This window comes from Lysinibacillus sp. OL1, assembly GCF_004332175.1.
Taxonomy (GTDB): Bacteria; Bacillota; Bacilli; order Bacillales_A; family Planococcaceae; genus Lysinibacillus; species Lysinibacillus capsici.
Genome location: NZ_SJDS01000001.1, coordinates 257,788 through 280,593 on the forward strand (window position 1 = coordinate 257,788; position 22,806 = coordinate 280,593).

The window sequence follows — 22,806 nt, forward strand, 5'->3', positions numbered from 1 at the left end:
CTACAGGCTCGCATATAGTGAAAAAGCGTAGATAAAGGAGGCAGAAACCTTGAGTGAAGCAGTATTTAGAGAAATTGCAGAGCGCACAAATGGCGATGTTTATATTGGTGTTGTCGGTCCAGTACGTGTAGGTAAATCAACATTTGTAAAAAAGGTAATGGAATCAGTCGTGTTACCAAACATTGTGGATGAAACGGAAAGAATGCGAGCACAAGATGAGTTGCCACAAAGTTCTCCGGGGCCAGTCATTATGACTGCTGAGCCGAAGTTTGTGCCTGCCCAAGCAACCCGTATTGTGGTCGGTGAAGATGAAATGCCATTCCAAATTCGATTAGCAGATTGTGTTGGTTATATTATCGATGGGACAAAAGGCTATGAGGATGAAAATGGACCAAAATTTGTTCATACGCCTTGGCATACGGAGCCAATTCCATTTCAGGAAGCCGCTAAAATTGGCACAGATAAGGTGATTCGCGATCATGCGAATATTGGTATTGTCGTAACGACTGATGGTACAGTGAACGGAATCAGTCGACGAGCAGCAGAGAAGGCAGAAGAGGAAATTGTAGAGCAATTAAAAGACATCGGCAAACCATTTGTCATCTTACTCAATTGCCAAATGCCTGCGAGAGAAGAAACGGTTCAGCTTCGCAATGAATTGTTTGAACGTTACAATGTCCCTGTTATTGCGATGTCCATTGATCAAATGAGAGAAACGGATATTCAATATATTTTACAAGAGGCGTTATTTGAATTCCCAATTCGTACCATTGAGGTAGAAAAACCAGACTGGCTGGATGTATTAGATGCTACACATCCATTAAATGTTGCATTGATTGATTCGATGGAGGAAGTCCTTTCTTCTGTTATGAAAATTCGAGATGTGCAACAGGCGTCAGATGCCTTTAAAGCCATTGACTTTATTGACCAAAGTGAAGTTGTTCATGTAGATGCAGGTGTAGGAACAGCTGTAATTCGGGTATCCCTACAGGGTGAATTGTATAAATCAGTTTGTAATGAATGGCTAGAAGAACCAATTGAAACGAAAAAAGATTGGTTACTCTTTATCAAAGAGGCGGCAGAGGCAAAAGAGGCCCAAAAACGCTTTAAAAGTGCTATTCACGATGCTGATACGACAGGCTATGGCGTGACATTGCCAATGATGCAGGAATTTGAGCCAACAGCCCCAGAGCTCATTAAACAGAATAATTTCTTCGGCGTACGAATGAAGGCAAAAGCGCCATCCTATCATATTATCCGAGTTGATATGGAGTCAGAATTTGCACCGTTAATTGGCTCAGAGTTCCATAGTCAGCAACTTCTAAAAGATTTAAATCATGCTTATTTACATGATCGTGATGCCTTATGGAATACACAATTATTTGGCACACCATTGCATGAAGTATTAAAAGAGGGAATTCGTTATAAAATGGATGCAGTTCCATCTACTGCCAAAAAACGTATGCGTCAGACGATTGAACGTATGGTTAACGAAGGAGATCGTGGTTTAGTAACATTTATTTTATAGTGATAAAATTCAGAAAAAATGCAAAAAATATACGCAGGGCTTTTCGTTTTTATGCGAAAAGTCCTTTTATTTTTGTTTTTTGGGTGAAAAACTGATTTTTTGGTTATAATCATGTATGAATACAGTTGCGTAGCGGTTTTCTATGTGTTACTCTTTTTACAGAATTGGTTCATGACCCTTTGAGAGGAGGTGAATGGTGTGAATAAAACAGAATTAGTAAACTCTGTTGCTGAAGCTGCAGGTCTTTCTAAAAAAGACGCTTCTAAAGCAGTTGAAGCTGTATTTGATACAATTCAAGATGCTCTTGCAAAGGGTGACAAAGTACAATTAATTGGTTTTGGTAACTTTGAAGTACGTGAACGTGCGGCTCGTAAAGGTCGTAACCCACAAACTGGTAAAGAAATCGAAATCGCTGCTAGCAAGGTGCCTGCTTTCAAACCAGGTAAAGCGCTTAAAGACGCGGTAAAATAATACACGTCTAGTAGTTACATAGAGCAGTCTTCATGTTAACGAACATGAAGGCTGCTCTTTTTAACTTCAAATTTGAATTTTACATAATAATATACAGTGATTTTCTTATCTAGAAGCGAATTTCTGATGAATCAGGTAAGTCATTTTGCGCTTACCTTTTGGATGTGCTACGATGCATAGGGAAATGTGTAATGTTTTGATATGCAGGAGGGTTTTTTGATGTCGAATATTGATTTATTAAAAATAGAAGAAGCGGTAAAAATGATTTTAGAAGCGGTAGGTGAAGATGTAAATCGTGAAGGTTTATTGGAAACGCCCAAGCGTGTAGCAAAAATGTATGCCGAAATGTTCAGCGGCTTGCATGAGGATGCTAAAGATTATTTTAAAACGGTATTTCATGAGGATCATGAAGAACTAGTGCTTGTCAAAGATATACCTTTTTATTCGATGTGTGAGCATCATCTAGTACCTTTCTATGGCAAAGCACATGTTGCATACATACCAAATGACGGCGTTGTTGCTGGACTGAGTAAGTTAGGACGTGCAGTGGAGACGATTGCTCGCAGACCACAACTACAAGAGCGTATTACCTCTTCAGTAGCGGACACAATTATGGAGATGCTTTCGCCAAAAGGTGTTTATGTTGTGATCGAGGCTGAGCATATGTGTATGACAATGCGTGGATTAAAAAAACCTGGTTCTAAAACGGTGACATCTGTTGCACGCGGTATTTATGAGGAAGATGAAGTGAAACGTAGAGAAGTACTATCATTTATTCAAATGTCTTAAATTGCGTGTCTAATTATGTTATGATGAACTAAGAATTTGTCGGATTTAAGGAGTGTACAAAGATGTCACAAGATTATATTGTTATTCAAGCAGAAGAAGATGGTGTACATGTCATTGGATTAACACGTGGAACTGATACGAAATTCCATCATTCAGAGAAATTAGATGCCGGCGAAGTAATGATTGCTCAATTTACAGAACACACGTCTGCCATGAAAATACGCGGTAAAGCGCAAATTCATACAGCACATGGCGTGATCAATAGCGAAGCGAAAAAATAAGAAATTTTGTTTCTGACGATAGGTTTTAATGCTGTTCAACGTTCTACAGCACATATAAAAACACTAGATGTGAAAAACTTAGTATAAGGTCTATGGGCAGTTAGCATTCCAACATTCAATTATGGGAGAGCTTTACTGCCTGTGCTATGAAGAAAGCAAATTTTTTTTATTCCGCATCGTTGCGTATGCTATAATGACTCAGTAAGCAAGCGTTTGGCCTTGTATAGGGCTAACGTATCTGAAAGTGAAATGGAGTAAGGTCTATGAATGCAACATACATTCAAAATTCAATTGCACAGTTAAAAACAGAGATTTTCATGGATGTTCGTCATAGAACTTTGCAAAAATACACAGGTGTACCTGTGCTAGATGAAAATCAACTGTTTTATTTGTTAATCCCGTTTTTGAATGGTGAAGAATGGCAACAAGAGCAACAAGAGGCTGCAATTACTGTTGGCATAGTATACGCAGCATTAGCGGCTCACGATCATATAAAAGAATTAGACGCAACATCAAAAGAACAGCAGCTTACCGTTTTAGCTGGGGATTTTTATAGTGGTCGTTATTATGAAATATTAGCAATGTCAGGAAATGTTGCATTGATTCGAAATTTGTCACAAGGTATTGTGGCACGATGTGAAAACCAAATTAAGGTTTATGAAAATAAACAACGAACAATGGAACAGTGGTATACGTCGATGAGTACGATAGAATCCGGGTTAATTGCTCAATTTTTTGATCTTTATTCTTTCGGTGAATATATACCACTTATAGAAAAAAGCTTATTAATCTTACGTTTAGAAAAAGAATGGACAGCTTATCAACGTGGGCAAATGTCTTTAATGGGTAAGGCACTAGAAGAAAGTGTCAGACGTAATGGCGCAACCTTTAATAGCGTCATCCAAGGGAAAATTGTGCATTTAAAAACAGAGCTATCACAGCTCATTAATCAGGCATCCTTTTTACAAAGTGATATCAAACAAGCTTTACATGCACATGTAGAGGCATCCATTGCTTCTACTAACGGATAAGAGAGGTTTTTCAAAATGGCTAAAACGAAAGAAGAGCACGTTCACGAAGTATTTGAAAGTATTTCGGAAAACTACGATAAAATGAATGGTGTAATTAGTTTCCAGATGCATGTTGGCTGGCGTAACGATACGATGAAGCACATGGCTGTAAAACCTGGATCAAAAGCACTTGATGTATGCTGCGGCACTGCAGACTGGACAATTGCATTGGCAGAGGCTGTTGGTGAAAGTGGAGAAGTAAAAGGGCTAGACTTTAGTCAAAACATGCTGAAAGTTGGCGAAAAAAAGGTAGAGCCATACCCACAAATTGAACTAGTTCATGGAAATGCGATGGAGTTGCCTTTTCCAGATGATACGTTTGATTATGTGACAATCGGCTTTGGTCTTCGCAATGTACCTGATTATTTACAAGTTTTGAAGGAAATGCATCGTGTTGTTAAACCAGGTGGAATGGTGGTTTGTTTAGAAACATCTCAATCTGAAATTCCTGGTTATCGTCAGCTGTTCCGTTTTTATTTTAAATATATAATGCCGATATTTGGTAAAATATTTGCGAAAAGCTATAAGGAGTATTCTTGGCTTCAGGAATCTGCGAATGATTTCCCAGGTATGAAAAGGTTAGCGGCATTGTTTGAGCAGGCAGGATTAGAAAAAGTAACGTACAAAGCATACAGTGGCGGGGCTGCGGCAATGCATATGGGCTTTAAAAAGATACGTTAATGGGGGAAGGTTTTCACACGTGGAAAAGATGAAGTTAAAACTACTCTATTCCGATTTGAAATCAGATATCGAAATCATTGAACAAGAGTTAGAAAAAGCGGTGGACTCGTCTTCATATTTGATCAACGATGCTTCTCTCCATTTATTACAAGCTGGTGGCAAACGGATAAGACCAATTTTTGTGTTACTAGGCGCAAAATTTGGTGATTATGACATTGAGAAGATGAAGGATGTAGCAGTACCTTTAGAACTCATTCATATGGCATCGCTTGTACATGATGATGTCATTGACGACTCCAATATGCGAAGAGGGCGCCCGACTGTCAAATCACAGTGGAATAACAGGGTAGCAATGTACACAGGCGATTTTATTTTCGCACGTGCGCTGGAATATATAACAAAGTTAGAAGACCCACTTGTTCATCAAATTTTAGCCCGTACGATGGTGGAGATTTGTAACGGTGAAGTCATTCAAATTGAAGATAAATTTAGATTAGATCAAGGTTTAAAAGATTATTTTAGAAGAATCAAACGCAAAACAGCATTACTTATTTCCTCAAGCTGTGAGCTAGGAGCTGTGGCAGCGGGGGTTGATGCTAAAACAGTTCGGCATTTAAAGCGCTTCGGCTACTTTGTAGGCATGAGCTTCCAAATTATTGATGATGTTTTAGATATTATGGCAACCGATAAAGAACTAGGGAAGCCAGCAGGTAGTGACTTACTACAGGGCAATATTACTTTACCGATTTTATTATTGAAAGATGACCCGGAGATGCAACCATACTTAGTTAAAGTGTTTGCAGGCACATTAACAGAATCGGAACGTCAAAATATGTTGCAATATGTGCGTAAATCTCATGCAATTGAGCAAGCTAATCGTATGAGTGATAAATATTTGAAAAAAGCCTTACAGGAAATTGATGCTTTACCAAAACATCCCGTTAAGAAAAAATTACGTGATGTAGCATTGTTCATGGGTAAGCGCAAATTCTAGCTTTTTGTTGTACAAAAGCTCATTTTTTGTTAATATTTATCGGTAGGTGTAAAACCTGTTAGACGAATTTAAGGAGTGTTTTAAACATGGCAATTGAACAAACTTTTTTAATGGTTAAGCCTGACGGCGTTGAACGTCAAGTAATTGGAGATATCGTTGATCGTTTCGAACGTCGCGGTTTTGTAATGAAAGGTGCTAAATTAATGGTAATTCCTAAAGAATTAGCAGAAAAGCACTATGCTGAGCATGCTGAGCGTCCATTCTTTGGTGAATTAGTTGATTTCATCACTTCTGGTCCTGTATTCGCTATGGTATGGGAAGGCGAGAACGTAATCAAGCTTGCACGTACAATGATGGGTGCAACGAAACCTGAAGAATCTAACCCAGGTACAATCCGTGGAGACTACGCAACAACTGTTTCTCACAACATCATCCACGGTTCTGACTCTCTTGCTTCTGCAGAGCGCGAAATCGGCTTATTCTTCGGTGAAGAGTTAGTTTAATTTCGAATAGATCAAGCAATCTCAATTTTTTGAGATTGCTTTTTTATTGCGCAAAAAAAGGGGAGGGATCATTCCGACGAATAATCTCTTACTAGAAACATATAGAATTGTTAAAAACTTCTTAGTCATGTACAATAAATAATGTAATATTCTGATAATTAAGTGAGGAATAGTTGAGTAGACTCGTCAATAAACTAAGAGGATGACGAGGAAAAGGGGTTATGGACATGAGAGAAGTGGTGATTGTAGCAGCAGTGAGAACTGCTATAGGAAGAAGTAAGGGCGCATTAAGTCAAGTTCGAGCAGATGAGTTAGCAGCTGATATATTACAGGAGGTTGTAAAGCGTGCAGGCATTGGTAAGGAACAAGTAGACGATGTCATTTTGGGGTGTGTGACGCAAACAGCTGAACAAGGGGCAAATATTGCGAGGACCTCTTTATTAATGGCTGGTTTCCCAGAGAGTGTGCCAGGTGTAACCATTGATCGTCAGTGTGGTTCAAGCCAACAAGCCGTGCACTTCGCAGCACAGGCAATTTTAGCGGGGGATATGGACATTGTCATTGCTGGTGGGGTAGAAAGTATGTCAAGAGTACCAATGGGCTCAAACATGCAACATGCCCATGCTAGTAACCGCTTACAGGAAAGATATGATATTATCCATCAAGGATTATCAGCAGAGAAAATCGCTTCCCAATGGTCTTTATCGAAAGAACAGCTAAATAGCTATGCTTATCAAAGCCATCAACGGGCGATTTCCGCCATTAGAGCGGGTCATTTCCAAGCTGAAATACTACCCATTCAAGTTCCACAAGAGGATGGCTCAGTGACAACATTTGCGGTAGATGAGGGTCCTCGTGCAGAAACTACCGTTGACATTTTAAATGGATTAAAAACTGTCTTTCAAGAGAATGGCGCGATTACTGCGGGCAATGCGAGCCAAATGAGTGATGGGGCCTCAGCTGTAGTCGTAATGGCATTGGATAAAGCGAGAGAACTAGGCATTCAACCACTCGCTAAAATTGTGACAAGAGTGGTTGTGGGCTCTGATCCGACATTAATGCTGACAGGGCCAATAGAAGCTACTAGAAAAGCATTAGAACGGTCAGGCCTCAACATTGAGGATATCGACACATATGAGGTAAATGAAGCCTTTGCACCTGTGCCGCTCGTATGGCTGCATGAAATAGGAGGAGACCCACAGAAGCTCAATCCTGATGGTGGAGCCATTGCACTGGGACATCCATTAGGGGCAACAGGTACGAAATTGTTAACGACTATGCTTTATCGAATGGAGCGAGAGAATTATCGTTACGGCTTGTTGGCGATTTGTGAGGGAATGGGAATGGCCAATGCCACGATTATTGAAAAAATGTAAAAGGGGATATGTCTGATGAAGGAACATGAAGTGGTGGCAGTCGTAACAGGGGGTGCCTCTGGTTTAGGAGAGGCAACCGTTCGGAAATTAATAGGACAGGGTGGCAAAGCAATTATTTTTGATGTCAATGATGAGCGTGGACAAGCTCTAGTGGAAGAATTAGGTCAAAATGTCCTTTATGCACGAGTAGACGTCACAAAGGAAGAGGAGGTGGCGACTGGCCTTGAGCAGGCTAATGCAGCTTTTGGCAAGATCAATGTTGCAGTGAACTGTGCTGGCATTGCAGATGCGAGTAAAGTTATTTCGAAGCGTGGTATACACGCCCTTGCGTTATTTGAAAAAGTGATTGCTGTTAATTTAGTTGGCACGTTTAATGTCATCCGTCTAGTGGCAGAAAAAATGCAACATAATGAGCCAAATGAGGATGGACAGCGTGGCGTCATTATTAATACCGCGTCTGTGGCTGCATTTGATGGGCAAATCGGACAAGCTGCTTATAGCGCGTCAAAAGGTGGCGTAGCAGCCATGACGTTGCCAATTGCAAGAGAGCTTGCGGAAATCGGTGTCCGAGTGATGACCATAGCGCCAGGATTAATTGAAACACCAATGTTTGCTTCGTTACCTGAGCCTGCACGAACAGCTCTTGCTCAAATGACACCATTCCCTAAACGACTTGGTAAACCTTCGGAATATGCTCTTTTGGTTGAAAGTATTATCCACAATGGCTTGTTAAATGGAGAGGTCATTCGACTAGATGGTGCCATTCGCATGCAACCGAGGTAACGGCAAAATCTAGTTCAAATAGTTTTTGTTTTGATTGTTTCTAAAATCGTAGATGAAGGGAAGCGGTATCATGCATATGATGGATACACCTTTATTATTAACAAGTTTTTTGAATCGTGCAGAACGATTTTTTCACTCAAAGAAAATCTATTCTCGAACAAGTGCCACTACTATTCACGAATTTACGTATAAAGAATATGTCAAACGGACTCGCCGATTAGCCGATGCTTTGACGAAACTAGGGATGGATCGAGGAATGAAGGTGGGCACATTTGCTTGGAATCACCATCGCCATTTGGAAGCCTATTTTGCTGTACCATGTGCAGGAGCAGTATTGCATATGATTAATATTCGATTATCCCCTGAGCATATTGCCTATGTCATCAATCATGCCGAGGATGAAATATTATTAATAGATGATAATCTGGTGCCACTAATTGCACCTATCGTCTCTCAGCTGAAAACGGTAAAGCATTATATCATTATGGGTGATGCTGTTGCAGTAGAAACTTTACCGATTCCAAATGCTCTTTCCTATGAATCGCTACTTGCGGAGGCAGATGAACATTTCACATTCCCAGAAGATTTAGATGAAAATACACCTGCAGGCATGTGCTATACAAGTGCAACGACGGGCATGCCAAAGGGAGTAGTCTATACACATCGCAGTATTGTACTTCATAGTTTAACAGCTGGTCTCGCTGACAGTATTGCAATTTGTGAGTCGGATGTGGTGTTACCTGTTGTCCCAATGTTCCATGCGAATGCATGGGGATTACCATTTGCCAGTGTAGCATTTGGTTCTACACAGGTCTTACCGGGACCTATGTTTACACCACAGCTATTGCTAGAATTATTTGATGTATATAAAGTTACATTGACAGCAGGTGTACCGACTATATGGCTGGGCGTTCTACAGGAGCAGCGTCAAAATCCTCGTGACCTATCGTCTATGCGATTAATTGTTTGTGGAGGTTCTGCTTCACCAATTGGTCTTGTCCGAGGCTTTGAGCAAGAACTTAATATCCCGTACATGACAGGTTACGGTATGACGGAAACCTCACCTCTTGTAAGCCTATCCACGTATTTAACACATATGCAGGACTACACGGCTGATGAAAAAATGAATGTTCGGATTACACAAGGTATGACGATGCCACTTATTGATACAAGGATTGTCAATGAAAATGGTGAAGTGCCTTGGGATGGCAAAACGATGGGAGAGCTTACGATTAGAGGACCTTGGATTGCTAATGAGTATTATCAGGATGAACGAACGGAAGAGGCCTTTAAAGACGGCTGGCTCTATACAGGCGATATTGCTGTGATGACAACAGATGGCTATATTAAAATTACCGACCGTACAAAGGATTTAATTAAGAGTGGTGGCGAATGGATTTCTTCAGTAGAGCTTGAAAATGCATTAATGTCCCATCCAAAGGTCTTTGAGGCGGCTGTTATTGCCATTCCACATGAAAAGTGGTTGGAGCGACCATTAGCTTGTGTCGTAGCAAAGCCAGAGTTTAAGGGTACGATTACAAAAGAAGAGTTACTAGAGAGTCTACAGCACCAATTCCATAAATCATGGGTTCCTGATGATATTGTCTTCATTGACGAGGTACCAAAAACGTCTGTAGGTAAATTCTTGAAGGCTAAATTACGAGAAGATTTAAAAGAGTATCGCATACAAGTCTAACGATAATGGATAGAATGAGGGTGGTGAAAAACTACCTTCATTTTTTATTGGAATAAATTCCTGAAAAATGAAACTATTTTTTCCATTTTGCCGTATAATCAAAATAACGAAAGGAAGTGAACGGATTGTCAATTGCCATTGTAGCGATAATTGGGGGCGTCATTATTTCTCTAGCTGGAATTTTTACAGACGCTCGTACTAGACAACAAAAAATAAAACTGAAGGCTGTTGAAAAAGAAGTAGAATTAGAAAAGCTTAGGTTAGAAACTTATACGATTGAAACAGAAAAAATGAGACTTGAATTAGAACAGTCGAAAATATTACTTTTAGAGGAAAAACAAAACGTAAGAAAGTAGATTTGCATACATGAGAAAGACTATTTCAGGATTGGGACTTTTCCGCTATAATGGTAATACGACGCTAGAGGGGAAGATGACCATATGTCTGATTATGAACAGTTTATAGAAGGTATTAAGCGCAAAACAGGAATAGATTTAGCGTTATATAAAGAAGCGCAAATGAAAAGACGATTAACCTCTCTTTATGAGAAAAAGGGCTATCGTAATTTTGTAGACTTTCTAAAGGCACTCGAACAAGATCGTGATTTAATGAATGAATTCTTAGATCGTATGACGATCAATGTTTCTGAATTTTATCGCAATGGAAAGCGCTGGGAAGTATTACAAAAGAAAATATTTCCGAAACTTTTACAAACTAATAAGCGTTTAAAAATTTGGAGTGCGGCTTGTTCGACAGGAGAAGAACCATATTCTTTAGTAATGGTATTATCTCAATTGGTGCCTTTATCTCAAATTCAAATTATTGCCACTGATTTAGATGAGAATGTGATACAAAAGGCGAAGTTAGGTGTCTACCCTGAACGCTCTTTAGCCGAGGTCCCAAGTGATATTAAAGCAAAGTATTTTGAACAAGAAGGCTCCTTCTATCGCGTGAAGGATGAGATTAAGCGTTGTGTAACCTTTAAGAAACATAATTTATTGAATGATGCTTATGACAGCAATTATGATTTAATTGTTTGCCGCAATGTCATGATTTATTTTACAGAGGAAGCGAAAGATCAAATTTATACTAATTTTAGTAAAGCATTGCGCAAGGATGGCGTTTTATTTGTTGGATCGACAGAGCAAATTTTTAATCCAGCTCGTTATGAATTTGATGTAGAAGACACGTTCTTCTATCGTAAAAATAATTAATAATATGGATGAAAAGCTTTGTACAAAAGATACAATTGTACATAAAGTTGACCAAGCATTAAACATAGATAATTCATACGCTTTTCGCTTATCATAAGCAAAGGCGTATTTTTTATAAAATTTAGCTAGGTGTTTTTTATAACTTTCATTCAGAATATTCACATTTAGACCTATGAAAATGGTAACTACTTAAAAGACATTCGTAAAAGGACTGTTTTTTTAAAGAATATATGTTATAGTGAAAAATACATACTTTAGCGAGTTGAAGGGAGAAAGTGTTTATGCGTTACTTAACAGCAGGTGAGTCTCATGGACCCCAATTAACGACAATTATTGAGGGTTTACCGTCACTCTTACCCATTACAGCAGAAAAAATTAATCACGATTTAAAACGTCGCCAAGGAGGTCATGGACGTGGGCGCCGCATGCAAATCGAAACAGATACAGTGGAGATTGTAGCTGGTGTTCGTCATGGTCAGACACTTGGATCTCCTGTTGCACTCGTTGTCACAAATGATGACTGGAAGCACTGGACTAAAATTATGGGAGCAGAGCCATTAGCTGATGATATCAATCCTGAAGATATCAAGCGTCAAATCTCACGTCCTCGTCCAGGTCATGCAGATTTAGTTGGAGGCATGAAATATGGTCACCGCGATTTAAGGAATGTATTAGAGCGCTCCTCTGCGCGTGAAACAACTGTACGAGTAGCAGTTGGGTCTGTGGCAAAGGCGTTACTTAATGAACTAGGCATTTCCATTGTTGCGCATGTTACAGAGATAGTGGGAATTAAAGCCGATACTTCTTTAATAGAAGGAAAAACAACAGAAGAAATTCGTGCAATTGTCGAAGCGGATGCTTGCTACTGTGTAGATCCAATCGCCTCTGCGAAAATGGTTGAGGCAATTGATGAAGCGAAAAAGGCCGGCGATTCGATCGGTGGTGTTGTAGAAGTCATTGTAGAAGGCATGCCAGCAGGTGTAGGTTCTTATGTACATTATGATCGTAAGCTGGATGCAAAGCTTGCTGCTGCTATGCTATCTATTAATGCATTTAAAGGAGTAGAGTTTGGACTTGGCTTTGAAATGGCACGTCGAAAAGGTTCTGAAGTACACGATGAAATCATCTGGTCTGAAGAAGAAGGTTATACTCGTGCAACCAATCGACTTGGTGGTTTAGAAGGCGGTATGTCAACAGGTATGCCAATTGTTGTACGTGGTGTGATGAAGCCAATTCCTACTTTATATAAACCATTACAAAGTGTAGATATTGAAACAAAAGAGCCGTTTAAAGCGAGTGTTGAGCGCTCTGATAGCTGTGCAGTACCAGCAGCGTCTGTAGTTGCAGAACATGTTATTGCCTGGGAAATAGCGAATGCAATTTTAGAGCAATTCCATAGTGATCAACTACCACAATTACAAGCTCAAATTGACGAGCATCGTCAATATACAAAGGGGTTCTAAGTTATGCGTGTACCAGTAGCAACAAAATCGCATCAATATGAAGTTGTTCTTGGGCATCAATTTCTAACTGAAGCTGTGGAGGCATTTGCTGATAAACTTCAAAAAGCGGATAAGCTCTTTGTGTTTACAGATGTCAATGTTTGGGCAGCACAGGGAGAGTACTTCAAAGCAAATTTCCCGTACCACTTTGAGGTCTTTATTTTGCCAGGTGGAGAAGCGTGCAAAACCTTTGATCAATACAACGCTGCTCAAACATTTCTATTAGAGCAAAAATGCTCCCGAAAATCCTTCATTTTTGCTTTTGGAGGAGGAGCAGTTGGTGATTTAACAGGTTTTGTTGCGGCAACCTATATGCGTGGGATTCCGTTTATTCAAATTCCAACAACTATTCTAGCGCATGATTCGGCAGTCGGTGGAAAAACGGCCATTAATCATCCACTAGGAAAAAATATGATTGGTGCATTTTATCAGCCAGAGGGTGTGATATATGATACAGCTCTTTTAGAAAGTTTATCAGAGCGTGAGGTACGTTCAGGAACAGCAGAGTTAATTAAGCATGCCATGATTTCTGACCCGAACTGGCTGGAGGAATTAATGACAGGAGATTCGGTGATCCATTTTAATCAAAATGAACTAGCAAAGCAACTAAAAAAAGGAATTGAAGTGAAAGCACAAATTGTTGCTGAGGATGAAACAGAGCAATCCGTTCGAAAGTTTTTAAACCTAGGCCATACATATGGACATGCCATTGAGGCAGCTGCGGGTTATGGCAAAGTGGCTCATGGTGAGGCGGTTATGATTGGACTCGTCTATTGTCTTCTATTGAGTGAACGATATGGAGAAATTGATCGAACGTTCACCCAATCCTTTTTACAGTTTGCGATAAAAAACGGCTATCCTTTTAAGGCTGTGAGTGATTATTCATTTGAACAATTATCTAGCTACCTAATGAAAGATAAAAAAGCGGAATATGGCATTTTACAATTTGTTCTTTTGGAGAAAATTGGAAATCCTTTTGTCAAAGCTATTGATTTAGAAGAATGTCAAGAAATAGATGCTGAATATAGACAGTTATTAGCGGAGGTGCTTGTATGATTCGTGGACTTAGAGGAGCAATAACAATTGAATCTGACAAGCCAGAGCTTGTATGGGATGAGACAGCAAGATTAGTGCGTGAGGTTGTGGCAGCAAATAATGTGGACATTGATGATATCGCATCGATCCTCATTTCAACAACGCCAGATATTACCTCAGCATTTCCTGCTCGTGCAGTACGCTTGATGGATGGCTGGCAATATGTCCCTGTTATGTGTACACATGAAATGGATGTGCCAGAAGCATTACCATTATGTATTCGTGTATTAATACATGCAAATGTAGAGGTTGCCCAAAAAGATGTAAAGCACTTGTATCTCAATGATGCAGTGAAATTAAGACCAGATTTGGCTCAGGCTAAATAAGTAGAGGAGATGTTTTAGATGAAGTGGAAACAACAATTGGACGGTATGCAAGCATATAAGCCAGGTAAACCAATTGAAGAAGTGCAACGTGAATATGGCTTAAAGGAAGTTATTAAATTGGCATCGAATGAAAATCCATTCGGGTGCTCACCTAAGGTAACAGCTTATTTACAAAATAATGCAGTGAATCATGCACTTTATCCAGATGGCTATGCACAAAACCTACGTACTGCTGTGGCAAATCATCTAGGTGTGAAAGAGACACAGCTTCTTTTTGGTAACGGCTCTGATGACATCATTGCTATTATTACTCGTGCTCTGTTGTATCCAGGGGTAAACACGGTTATGGCCGACCCTTCCTTCTCTCAATACTGGCACAATGCTGAAATTGAAGGTGCTGAAGTACGTAAAGTGCCTTGTCAAGATGGAGCACATGATCTAGAGGCAATGTTGGCTGCAATTGATGACCAAACTTCTATTGTTTGGGTATGTAGTCCCAATAATCCTACAGGAGTTGTCATTCCTGATGCTGCATTGCGTGCCTTTCTTGCAAAGGTTCCAAGCGATGTCCTTGTCGTGCTTGATGAGGCATACATTGAATATGTTACACATCCAGACCACAAGGATACGTTACCAATCATTGATGAATATGCGAATGTTCTTTTATTGCGTACATTCTCTAAAGCATATGGCTTAGCTTCGTTCCGCGTTGGCTATGCTATTGGTCAACCTGATGTTATTGCTAAGCTTGATCCTGTGCGTGCACCATTCAATAATACAATCTTAAGTCAAGCTGTTGCTGCCATTGCACTTAGTGACCAAGATTATATTGAAGCCTGCCGTGAAGCCAATGAAAAAGGCAAAAAACAATATGTAGAATTTTGTGACAAGCATAATTTAAAATACTTCCCATCTGATACAAACTTTATTTTCTTTGATACCCATGCTGATAGTGATGTTGTTTTCCAAGAGCTGATGAAAAGAGGCTTTATCGTGCGCAGTGGTAATGCATTAGGCTTACCAGGATTTATCCGTGTGACAATTGGAACAGAGGCTCAAAATGCAGCATTGCTTAGCCAACTTGATGAAGTGTTAAAACAACAAGGGGTATTTGCATGACACGCAAAGTACTCGTGATAGGGCTAGGATTGATCGGAGGTTCTATTGCCCTTGCTTTGCAAAAAGCACCGGAAACAAAAATTATTGGCTATGACATGGACGCTCAAACACGCGAGCATGCGAAAACATTAAATATTGTGCATGAGATTGTCGCAGATCCACTGGCTGTTGCGGCTGATGTTGATGTTATTATCTTCGGGACGCCCGTTAATGCAACACTGGATTGGATGGAGCAATTAAAATCATGGCCATTGAAAAATAAAGTCATTGTAACAGATACAGGGAGTACAAAAAAATTAATTATGCAAAAAGCCAGCGAATTACGAGAACTTGGCATAACGTTTATTGGTGGACATCCAATGGCGGGGTCTCATAAAAGTGGTGTGCTGGCTGCAAAGGCGCATCTTTTTGAAAATGCATATTACATGCTTACACCGCTTGCTGGAGAAGAAATTATTCATATGGCACAGCTTGAAAGTTTGCTAAAATTTACACATGCAAAAGTAGTCAGTGTATCTGCCAGTGAACATGATCACATGACTGCTGTGGTGAGTCATTTCCCACATGTTATTGCTGCCTCACTTGTCCATCAATTAGGTGGAGAGAATGGCGAGTACCCAATGACACGTTCTCTTGCAGCAGGAGGTTTCCGTGATGTGACACGAATCGCCTCTTCGAATCCCATTTTATGGCGAGATATTACGCTGCAAAATCGCGAGGAGCTACTCACGCAATTAGATGGCTGGGAAAAAGAAATGACACGCATTAAGGAACTGCTGACAGATGGTTCTTCACAGGATATTGAAAACTATTTTGCTGTTGCCAAAGAACTGAGAGATGAATTACCGATTAGTGCAGGGGCTATGTATACACCCTTCGACTTATATGTTGATGTTCCTGACTATCCAGGTGTTATTTCAGAAGTGACAGGCTTTTTAGCAGATGAAGCAATTAGTATTACGAATCTACGCATCGTCGAATCACGAGAAGATGTTTTCGGTATTCTAGTCATTAGCTTCCAAAGTGAAAATGATCGCGAACGTGCTGCAGCATGTATTCAAAAACGAGCAAATTTCGAAACGTATATTTCTTAGCATAAGAAAGCGTCGGTATTTCGGCGCTTTCTATCTTCATATTGGAGGGAATAAAGTTCATGAGTGAAAAAGTATTGCAATACAACAAACCTTCTTTACAGGGCGCTTTAACCATTCCAGGCGATAAATCTGTATCTCATCGCTCCGTGATGTTTGGGGCCATTGCTAGTGGGACAACGACAGTAGAGGGCTTTTTATTAGGTGAAGATTGTTTAAGCACAATCGATTGCTTCCAGAAACTTGGCGTTCAAATTGAGGTGGAAGGAACAAATGTAACCATTCATAGTCCAGGAATCAATGGTTGGCTGGAGCCGACAGAAGTGTTGTATACGGGTAACTCTGGTACTACAACACGCTTAATGCTAGGCATTTTAGCTGGTTCTAATGTTCATTCAGTCATGACTGGTGATGCATCCATCGGAAAGCGACCAATGCGACGTGTTATAGATCCACTGCGTCAGATGGGTGCACAAATTACAGGGCGTGCAGACGGGCAATATACACCGCTAGCCATTCAAGGTACAAAATTACAAGCCATTGATTACAAGATGCCTGTAGCAAGTGCACAGGTGAAATCTGCTATTTTACTAGCGGGCTTGCGTGCTGAAGGAACAACTATTGTTAGAGAAATGGATGTTTCGAGAGATCATACAGAGCGAATGCTGCGTCAATTTGGTGCACATGTAGAAGTAGATAATGGCGTAGTATCGATAGAAGGAGGACAAGCTCTCAATGGGACGCATGTTTCTGTGCCAGGAGATATATCATCGGCTGCCTTTTTCTTAGTGGCAGGAGCCATTTGCAAAAATAGTCAGCTAACACTAAATAATGTGGGTATTAATCCAACACGTGATGGCATTATTGAGGTGCTGCAAAAAATGGGTGCCACGATGACACTAACACCAAATGATGATAATCAAGCTGAACCAACAGCAACAATCCAAATCGCCACATCTTCTTTAACTGGTACAATAATTGAAGGAGATATTATTCCTCGTTTAATTGACGAAATTCCAATTCTTGCATTACTCGCTACGCAAGCACATGGTCAAACGATCATTAAAGATGCCGAGGAGCTAAAGGTGAAGGAGACTGACCGTATCACGGCTGTTGTGACTGAATTGAAGAAACTTGGTGCCCAGATTGAAGCAACAGAAGATGGTATGATTATTGAGGGACCAACGCCTTTAAAAGGAGCAAACCTTCAAACCTATGGCGATCATCGTATCGGCATGATGGGAGCTGTTGCAGCTTTACTAACAGACGGAGCTGTTACACTAGATGATGCACAATGCATTGCTGTATCCTACCCATCGTTCTTTGAGCATATTGAGGCAGTGAAGTAACAATTAAAGAGAGGCTCTCCAAGCTTTTGGGGAGTTTTTTCTTGTTTCAGAGGTAAATGTTTTGTAGCATAAAGGTATCAACGAAAGAATAGGTGAATGACTGTGAACAATGCGATGACTGAAATGATGCAAGCACTTGAACAAGGGGATTTAGCATTAATAGATCAGCTACTAGAATCATTTTTAATGAAGGAGCTACCCGAGGAGATCTATGCACTTGCTGAGATTTTTATGCAGTATGGGTACATGAAGGAAGCTGACCGTGTGCTGGAGCATTTACAATTTTTATTCCCAGAAGAAGCACAGTTAAAAATAGATCGTGCCAATGTCCTAATGGAGCTTGGTAATGAAGATGAAGCATTAGATTTATTATTAGAAATTGAAGAAACCTCACCAGAATATCCACAGGCATTATTGGTATTAGCTGATTATTATCAAATGCAAGGGTTATTTGAGGTTGCAGAAAAGCGTATAAATGAAGCATTAGCGATTTTACCAGACGAGCCATTATTACATTTTGCGAAAGCAGAACTTTTATTTGAAACAGGTCGTTTTTTAGAGGCAGCAAGACTGTATGAGGACTTATATGAGCAGCAAAATGAATTTGCTGGTATTCAACTTGTTGAACGACTAGCGGAGGTTTATCGTGCAGGTGCAGCCTATGAGACGGCATTCGATTATTATGTCAAAGCCCTTGAAGATGAAGTAAAGCCCGATATTTTATTTGGAGCTGCTTATTCAGCCTTCCAGTCACAAAAATACGAGATGGCTATTAAACAACTAGAGGAATTGAAAGAATTAGATCCTGATTACTTCTCAGCCTATTTATTGCTTGCGGAAAGCTATGCAATGACAGAGGATAATCAAAAAGCCTATGCTGCCATTCAAGAGGGGTTAAAGCGTGATGAATATGATAAATCGCTTTATTTATTCGCTGGTAAAATGGCATTGAAAAATGGTTTGCCAGAAGAAGCTGAGCAACATCTGAGAGAAGCTATAGCGCTCGATCCTGAATATATGGAAGCGGTACTAGCACTTATTTCAGTGTTTGGACAACAGGAGCGCCATGAGGATGTAATCGAGTTATTTGAGACATTACAGCAAAATGATTTTGAATGGAGCACTTTATATCCTTTTGCGGCAGAGGCATATGAAAATTTAGAATTGTACGACCGTGCATACGAATTTTACCGTTTGGCATATAATGATTTTAAGGAAGACGCAACATTTTTAGAAAAATATGTTTACTTCTTATTAGAAGAAGGAAAGCGTTCAGAGGCAAAAGAGGTTCTTGGACAATTAATCAACATTCAACCGGGTGAACCAGAGTGGCAGGAGAAGTTAGAAACCTTAGAATTTGAGTAAAGGAGGGAGTGGGTATGACTGCTTCTGTATCAGTTGTTGATAAAAAAGCATTTGTTCGATGGTTTTTAAAAAATTATCAATTGAAACGTCGTGAGTGTGTATGGATTTTAAATTACCTATTAAGTAATGATGACTTGTTAAAAAGAATCCGTTTTGTGGAAGAAGCTCACTATTGTCCTAGGGCAATGGTGATGTCAACAGTAGACTCAACAGGTGTGCCTTTTCGTTTCTATAAAGGCAATGTGATGACGGCAGATGCTGAGAAGTCTTTCCATGATTTACGCTTACATGAACAAGAAGATATGTATATACAATTGAATTTTCCTAATATACCACCAAGTGCACAATACTTAGCAGTTCTTGAAGAAAACCCTTATATGCCAGAAACACTGCTCGTCAGTGAAAAAGATCGTGTACTGGCAGAAGAGCTGCTTTCCAATAGCTTACTCGTATTCCAAGAAGAGAAATTACTTGCACAAATTGATGAAGCCCTCGACCAGGGAGATGAAGTGCGATTTTATGAATTGTCTAATTTGTTACAAGCATTGAAGGAAACGGCTAATTTACGTTAATTATAGGTAAAAATTGAATGTCCTTTATCCATTTCAATATGGTAACATTACTAGTGAATGATTGTTTTCACTTTTAATTGGGTATCCTATTGAAGAGTGGAAAAGGACATTTTTATTTTGCGATAAAAGGAGGTTTGTTGAATGTATTTTAATGCAAACGATGTAACATCGTTTATGGCACAAAAAGATTTTATTGATACCGCGGTTGTTCCACTTGTATCCATTGATCTCTCTTCTGAAAAAATGAAACAAAGTGGTGCCGAGGTAGATTTTGTCATGTCTTTAACTTCTTTTATAGAGCAGCAGTTTAAAGGTCGACTACTAGTCATGCCACCATTTTCTTATATGACAACTTTAAAAAACGATGATTTACCACAGCAATTAGAAGCACAATTACATAATGCTGGATTTAAGCATGTGTTCTTCATTACTTGTGACCATTATTGGACAAAGAGTGGAGAGATAGTCAATATGATTTGGTTACCAGCGATTCCTTTAGAAAGTATGGATGTCAGTGTGAAAAAATCCATTCTAGAAGATCAATTGCGACAAGTGATTCCAATGCTTTCGACTAAATGGGCACAGATTTAACAATTAGTTTCAATAAATGTTCACATTCTCCAGCTTTCCACAGAATGCTATATTGACCAAGCTATGGACTTGATATATCATATATATGTCCTAGTATTACTATTTGTAAAAGTATGTCCGTTGGACTGACCTTTAAGTTAGAGGGGGGAAAATAATGAGTAATAATCGAGTTTCACGTCGTCAATTTCTAAGTTATACTCTTACTGGTGTAGGTGGATTTATGGCGGCAGGTATGCTAATGCCAATGCTTCGCTTTGCAATTGATCCTGTGCTACAAAAGCATGAGGGTGGGGATTTTGTAAAAACAGAGCATAAAATCGCTGACTTGACTGAAGAGCCTGTAAAAGTGGACTTTTCATATGAACAAGTGGATGCATGGTATAAATCACAGGTTACAGATGTAGCTTGGGTTTATAAAAGTGGCGATCAAATCATTGCCCTTTCACCTGTTTGTAAGCATTTAGGATGTATGGTTGACTGGAATGGAGATTCTGCACACCCAGGTCAATTCTTCTGTCCATGCCACGCAGGACGTTATGAGAAAAACGGGAAAAACATTGCAGGTACACCGCCTCTAGGTCCGTTGGATGAATTTGAAGTACAAGAACAAGATGGCTATTTAATGATTGGTCCAGCTAAAGCAAATTCTCTAGTTAAATAAGTAAGGGGGTACGACAACAGTGCTAAATAAAATTTATGATTGGGTCGATGAACGCCTAGATATTACACCGATTTGGCGTGATATTGCCGACCACGAAGTGCCAGAGCACGTTAACCCTGCACATCATTTTTCAGCATTCGTTTACTGCTTTGGTGGATTAACATTCTTCATCACAGTAATTCAAATTCTATCTGGTATGTTCTTAACAATGTACTATGTACCAGACGTTGTGAATGCCTGGAAATCAGTTTATTATTTACAAAACGAAGTAGCATTTGGTGAAATCGTACGCGGTATGCACCACTGGGGAGCTTCATTAGTTATCGTAATGATGTTCTTACATACACTTCGTGTATTCTTCACAGGTTCTTATAAAAAACCTCGTGAGTTAAACTGGATGGTTGGTGTAGGTATTTTTGGTGTAATGATGGGTCTTGGATTTACAGGATACTTATTACCATGGGATATGAAAGCATTATTCGCTACTAAAGTAGGTATCGAAATTGCAGCATCTGTACCGTTTATCGGTGGGATGATTAAAGTATTATTAGCGGGTGACACAACGATTCTTGGTGCTCAAACGTTAACTCGATTCTTTGCGATTCATGTATTCTTCTTACCTGCAGTATTGTTTGGGTTACTTGCAGCGCACTTTATCATGATTCGTCGTCAAGGAATTTCAGGACCGTTGTAATTGTCTTGACGGTTCGATGATCTTTAAAAGGAGGGGACACTATGCATCGCGGAAAAGGAATGAAATTTGTCGGCGATTCTCGTATTAAAGCGAATCACAGAATGCCGAATGTTCCAAAGGATTATTCCGAATATCCAGGTAAGACGGAAGCTTTCTGGCCGAACTTCTTACTGAAGGAATGGATGGTAGGTGCTGTATTTTTAATTGGATACTTATTATTAACTGTCGCTCACCCGTCACCACTTGAAGGGCCGGCAGATCCAACTAGAGCATATACACCACTACCGGACTGGTACTTCTTATTTATGTATCAACTTTTAAAATACTCATTTGCTTCTGGTCCATACAATGTAATCGGAGCTATTGTAATTCCAGGTCTTGCATTTGGAGCGCTATTATTAATGCCATTTTTAGACAAGGGTCCAGAACGTCGTCCATCTAAACGTCCATTGCCAACAGCGTTTATGTTATTAACTTTAGCTGCTATGTTCTACCTAACTTGGGAGTCAGTTGTTAACCATGACTGGGAAGCTCAAAAAGCTATGGGTGCAATCGTAGAAACAGTTGAATTCGATAAAGAATCGGAAGGTTATAAACTATACGCTGGTTCTGCATGTATTACATGTCACGGTGAAGGCTTAGAAGGTGGAGCAGGTGCGCCGTCTCTAATGAACACAGGTTTAACAGCTGATGAGATTAAGGACATTGCTCATAATGGTCGCGGTAACATGCCACCAGGATTATGGACAGGTTCAGATGAAGATCTTCAAAAACTTGCTGAATTCATCGAAAGCTTAAAAGCAGAGTAGTAGTAAAAGAGTCAGGAAACTGGCTCTTTTTTTTCTACCTTGTTATACTATTGGGACTGGAAGCCATACAAAAAGGTTCCCTTGTATAAAGGATTTTTAGCGAAAGATGTCGAAAAAACATGTATTCCTGAAACAAGTAAGCGAATTAAAACAATAAAATAACACATATTGATGGTGAGATACAATTGAAAGGTAGAGTAAAACTCTAGAATTTCAGACCATACATAAATAATGGATTGTTTTTAT

General features: G+C 39.7%; 25 protein-coding genes. All 25 read left to right on the plus strand.

Annotated features, from left to right (window positions below):
* Window positions 1–49 precede the first annotated feature (49 nt).
* The 25 genes from spoIVA to EW028_RS01455 all read left to right on the plus strand — a co-directional run bounded on the left by spoIVA (window position 50) and on the right by EW028_RS01455 (window position 22,560).
* Entirely contained in the window at window positions 50–1,528 is a 1,479-nt protein-coding gene (gene spoIVA / locus EW028_RS01335) for a stage IV sporulation protein A (protein ID WP_048389809.1), read from the plus strand.
* Between the two features lie 198 nt (window positions 1,529–1,726).
* Window positions 1,727–1,999, plus strand: coding sequence for an HU family DNA-binding protein (locus EW028_RS01340; protein ID WP_004232618.1), 273 nt, complete (start codon window positions 1,727–1,729; stop codon window positions 1,997–1,999).
* Window positions 2,000–2,218: 219 nt separating this feature from the next.
* Window positions 2,219–2,788 carry a GTP cyclohydrolase I FolE gene (gene folE / locus EW028_RS01345; RefSeq protein ID WP_131519658.1) on the plus strand — a complete coding sequence of 190 codons (570 nt, stop codon included), beginning with the start codon at window positions 2,219–2,221 and terminating at the stop codon, window positions 2,786–2,788.
* A gap of 62 nt (window positions 2,789–2,850) precedes the next feature.
* A complete protein-coding gene (gene mtrB / locus EW028_RS01350; RefSeq protein WP_004232621.1) occupies window positions 2,851–3,069 on the plus strand; it encodes a trp RNA-binding attenuation protein MtrB in 219 nt (72 codons plus the stop codon).
* 263 nt (window positions 3,070–3,332) lie between these two features.
* Window positions 3,333–4,100, plus strand: coding sequence for a heptaprenyl diphosphate synthase component 1 (locus tag EW028_RS01355; protein WP_131519659.1), 768 nt, complete (start codon window positions 3,333–3,335; stop codon window positions 4,098–4,100).
* A gap of 15 nt (window positions 4,101–4,115) precedes the next feature.
* Window positions 4,116–4,820 carry a demethylmenaquinone methyltransferase gene (locus EW028_RS01360; RefSeq protein WP_004232623.1) on the plus strand — a complete coding sequence of 235 codons (705 nt, stop codon included), beginning with the start codon at window positions 4,116–4,118 and terminating at the stop codon, window positions 4,818–4,820.
* A gap of 19 nt (window positions 4,821–4,839) precedes the next feature.
* A complete protein-coding gene (gene hepT / locus EW028_RS01365) occupies window positions 4,840–5,814 on the plus strand; it encodes a heptaprenyl diphosphate synthase component II (RefSeq protein WP_054550708.1) in 975 nt (324 codons plus the stop codon).
* Between the two features lie 86 nt (window positions 5,815–5,900).
* The gene (ndk, locus tag EW028_RS01370) at window positions 5,901–6,317 is read left to right on the plus strand and encodes a nucleoside-diphosphate kinase (protein WP_131519660.1); all 417 of its coding nucleotides are present in this window, start codon (window positions 5,901–5,903) and stop codon (window positions 6,315–6,317) included.
* A 227-nt stretch (window positions 6,318–6,544) separates the two neighbouring features.
* Complete coding sequence (locus tag EW028_RS01375) at window positions 6,545–7,693, plus strand: thiolase family protein (protein ID WP_131519661.1); 1,149 nt, start codon at window positions 6,545–6,547, stop codon at window positions 7,691–7,693.
* A 15-nt stretch (window positions 7,694–7,708) separates the two neighbouring features.
* Window positions 7,709–8,476, plus strand: coding sequence for a 3-hydroxyacyl-CoA dehydrogenase (locus EW028_RS01380; protein ID WP_131519662.1), 768 nt, complete (start codon window positions 7,709–7,711; stop codon window positions 8,474–8,476).
* A 70-nt stretch (window positions 8,477–8,546) separates the two neighbouring features.
* A complete protein-coding gene (locus EW028_RS01385; protein WP_131519663.1) occupies window positions 8,547–10,172 on the plus strand; it encodes a long-chain fatty acid--CoA ligase in 1,626 nt (541 codons plus the stop codon).
* 125 nt (window positions 10,173–10,297) lie between these two features.
* Complete coding sequence (locus tag EW028_RS01390) at window positions 10,298–10,528, plus strand: hypothetical protein (protein WP_131519664.1); 231 nt, start codon at window positions 10,298–10,300, stop codon at window positions 10,526–10,528.
* Between the two features lie 84 nt (window positions 10,529–10,612).
* Complete coding sequence (locus tag EW028_RS01395) at window positions 10,613–11,386, plus strand: CheR family methyltransferase (RefSeq protein ID WP_131519665.1); 774 nt, start codon at window positions 10,613–10,615, stop codon at window positions 11,384–11,386.
* Window positions 11,387–11,667: 281 nt separating this feature from the next.
* Window positions 11,668–12,849: a chorismate synthase gene (gene aroC / locus EW028_RS01400; protein WP_131519666.1), complete on the plus strand. Its 1,182-nt coding sequence runs from the start codon at window positions 11,668–11,670 to the stop codon at window positions 12,847–12,849.
* A gap of 3 nt (window positions 12,850–12,852) precedes the next feature.
* Entirely contained in the window at window positions 12,853–13,944 is a 1,092-nt protein-coding gene (gene aroB / locus EW028_RS01405) for a 3-dehydroquinate synthase (protein WP_131519667.1), read from the plus strand.
* Window positions 13,941–14,309: a chorismate mutase gene (gene aroH, locus EW028_RS01410; RefSeq protein ID WP_004232646.1), complete on the plus strand. Its 369-nt coding sequence runs from the start codon at window positions 13,941–13,943 to the stop codon at window positions 14,307–14,309. The genes aroB and aroH overlap by 4 nt, the downstream gene beginning before the upstream one ends.
* A gap of 18 nt (window positions 14,310–14,327) precedes the next feature.
* On the plus strand, window positions 14,328–15,428 hold the full coding sequence (gene hisC / locus EW028_RS01415; protein ID WP_131519668.1) for a histidinol-phosphate transaminase: 1,101 nt from the start codon (window positions 14,328–14,330) through the stop codon (window positions 15,426–15,428).
* Window positions 15,425–16,522, plus strand: a complete 1,098-nt coding sequence (locus EW028_RS01420; protein WP_131519669.1) for a prephenate dehydrogenase — start codon at window positions 15,425–15,427, stop codon at window positions 16,520–16,522. The genes hisC and EW028_RS01420 overlap by 4 nt, the downstream gene beginning before the upstream one ends.
* Window positions 16,523–16,581: 59 nt before the next feature.
* Complete coding sequence (aroA, locus tag EW028_RS01425) at window positions 16,582–17,868, plus strand: 3-phosphoshikimate 1-carboxyvinyltransferase (protein ID WP_131519670.1); 1,287 nt, start codon at window positions 16,582–16,584, stop codon at window positions 17,866–17,868.
* 96 nt (window positions 17,869–17,964) lie between these two features.
* On the plus strand, window positions 17,965–19,233 hold the full coding sequence (locus tag EW028_RS01430; RefSeq protein WP_004232654.1) for a tetratricopeptide repeat protein: 1,269 nt from the start codon (window positions 17,965–17,967) through the stop codon (window positions 19,231–19,233).
* Window positions 19,234–19,247: 14 nt separating this feature from the next.
* Entirely contained in the window at window positions 19,248–19,805 is a 558-nt protein-coding gene (locus tag EW028_RS01435; protein WP_048389838.1) for a ReoY family proteolytic degradation factor, read from the plus strand.
* 141 nt (window positions 19,806–19,946) lie between these two features.
* Complete coding sequence (locus tag EW028_RS01440; RefSeq protein WP_131519671.1) at window positions 19,947–20,396, plus strand: DUF2487 family protein; 450 nt, start codon at window positions 19,947–19,949, stop codon at window positions 20,394–20,396.
* Window positions 20,397–20,550: 154 nt separating this feature from the next.
* On the plus strand, window positions 20,551–21,057 hold the full coding sequence (locus EW028_RS01445) for a QcrA and Rieske domain-containing protein (RefSeq protein WP_004232660.1): 507 nt from the start codon (window positions 20,551–20,553) through the stop codon (window positions 21,055–21,057).
* 19 nt (window positions 21,058–21,076) lie between these two features.
* Window positions 21,077–21,751 carry a menaquinol-cytochrome c reductase cytochrome b subunit gene (gene qcrB, locus EW028_RS01450; RefSeq protein ID WP_004232663.1) on the plus strand — a complete coding sequence of 225 codons (675 nt, stop codon included), beginning with the start codon at window positions 21,077–21,079 and terminating at the stop codon, window positions 21,749–21,751.
* A 41-nt stretch (window positions 21,752–21,792) separates the two neighbouring features.
* Window positions 21,793–22,560: a menaquinol-cytochrome c reductase cytochrome b/c subunit gene (locus EW028_RS01455; protein ID WP_004232669.1), complete on the plus strand. Its 768-nt coding sequence runs from the start codon at window positions 21,793–21,795 to the stop codon at window positions 22,558–22,560.
* Window positions 22,561–22,806 lie beyond the last annotated feature (246 nt).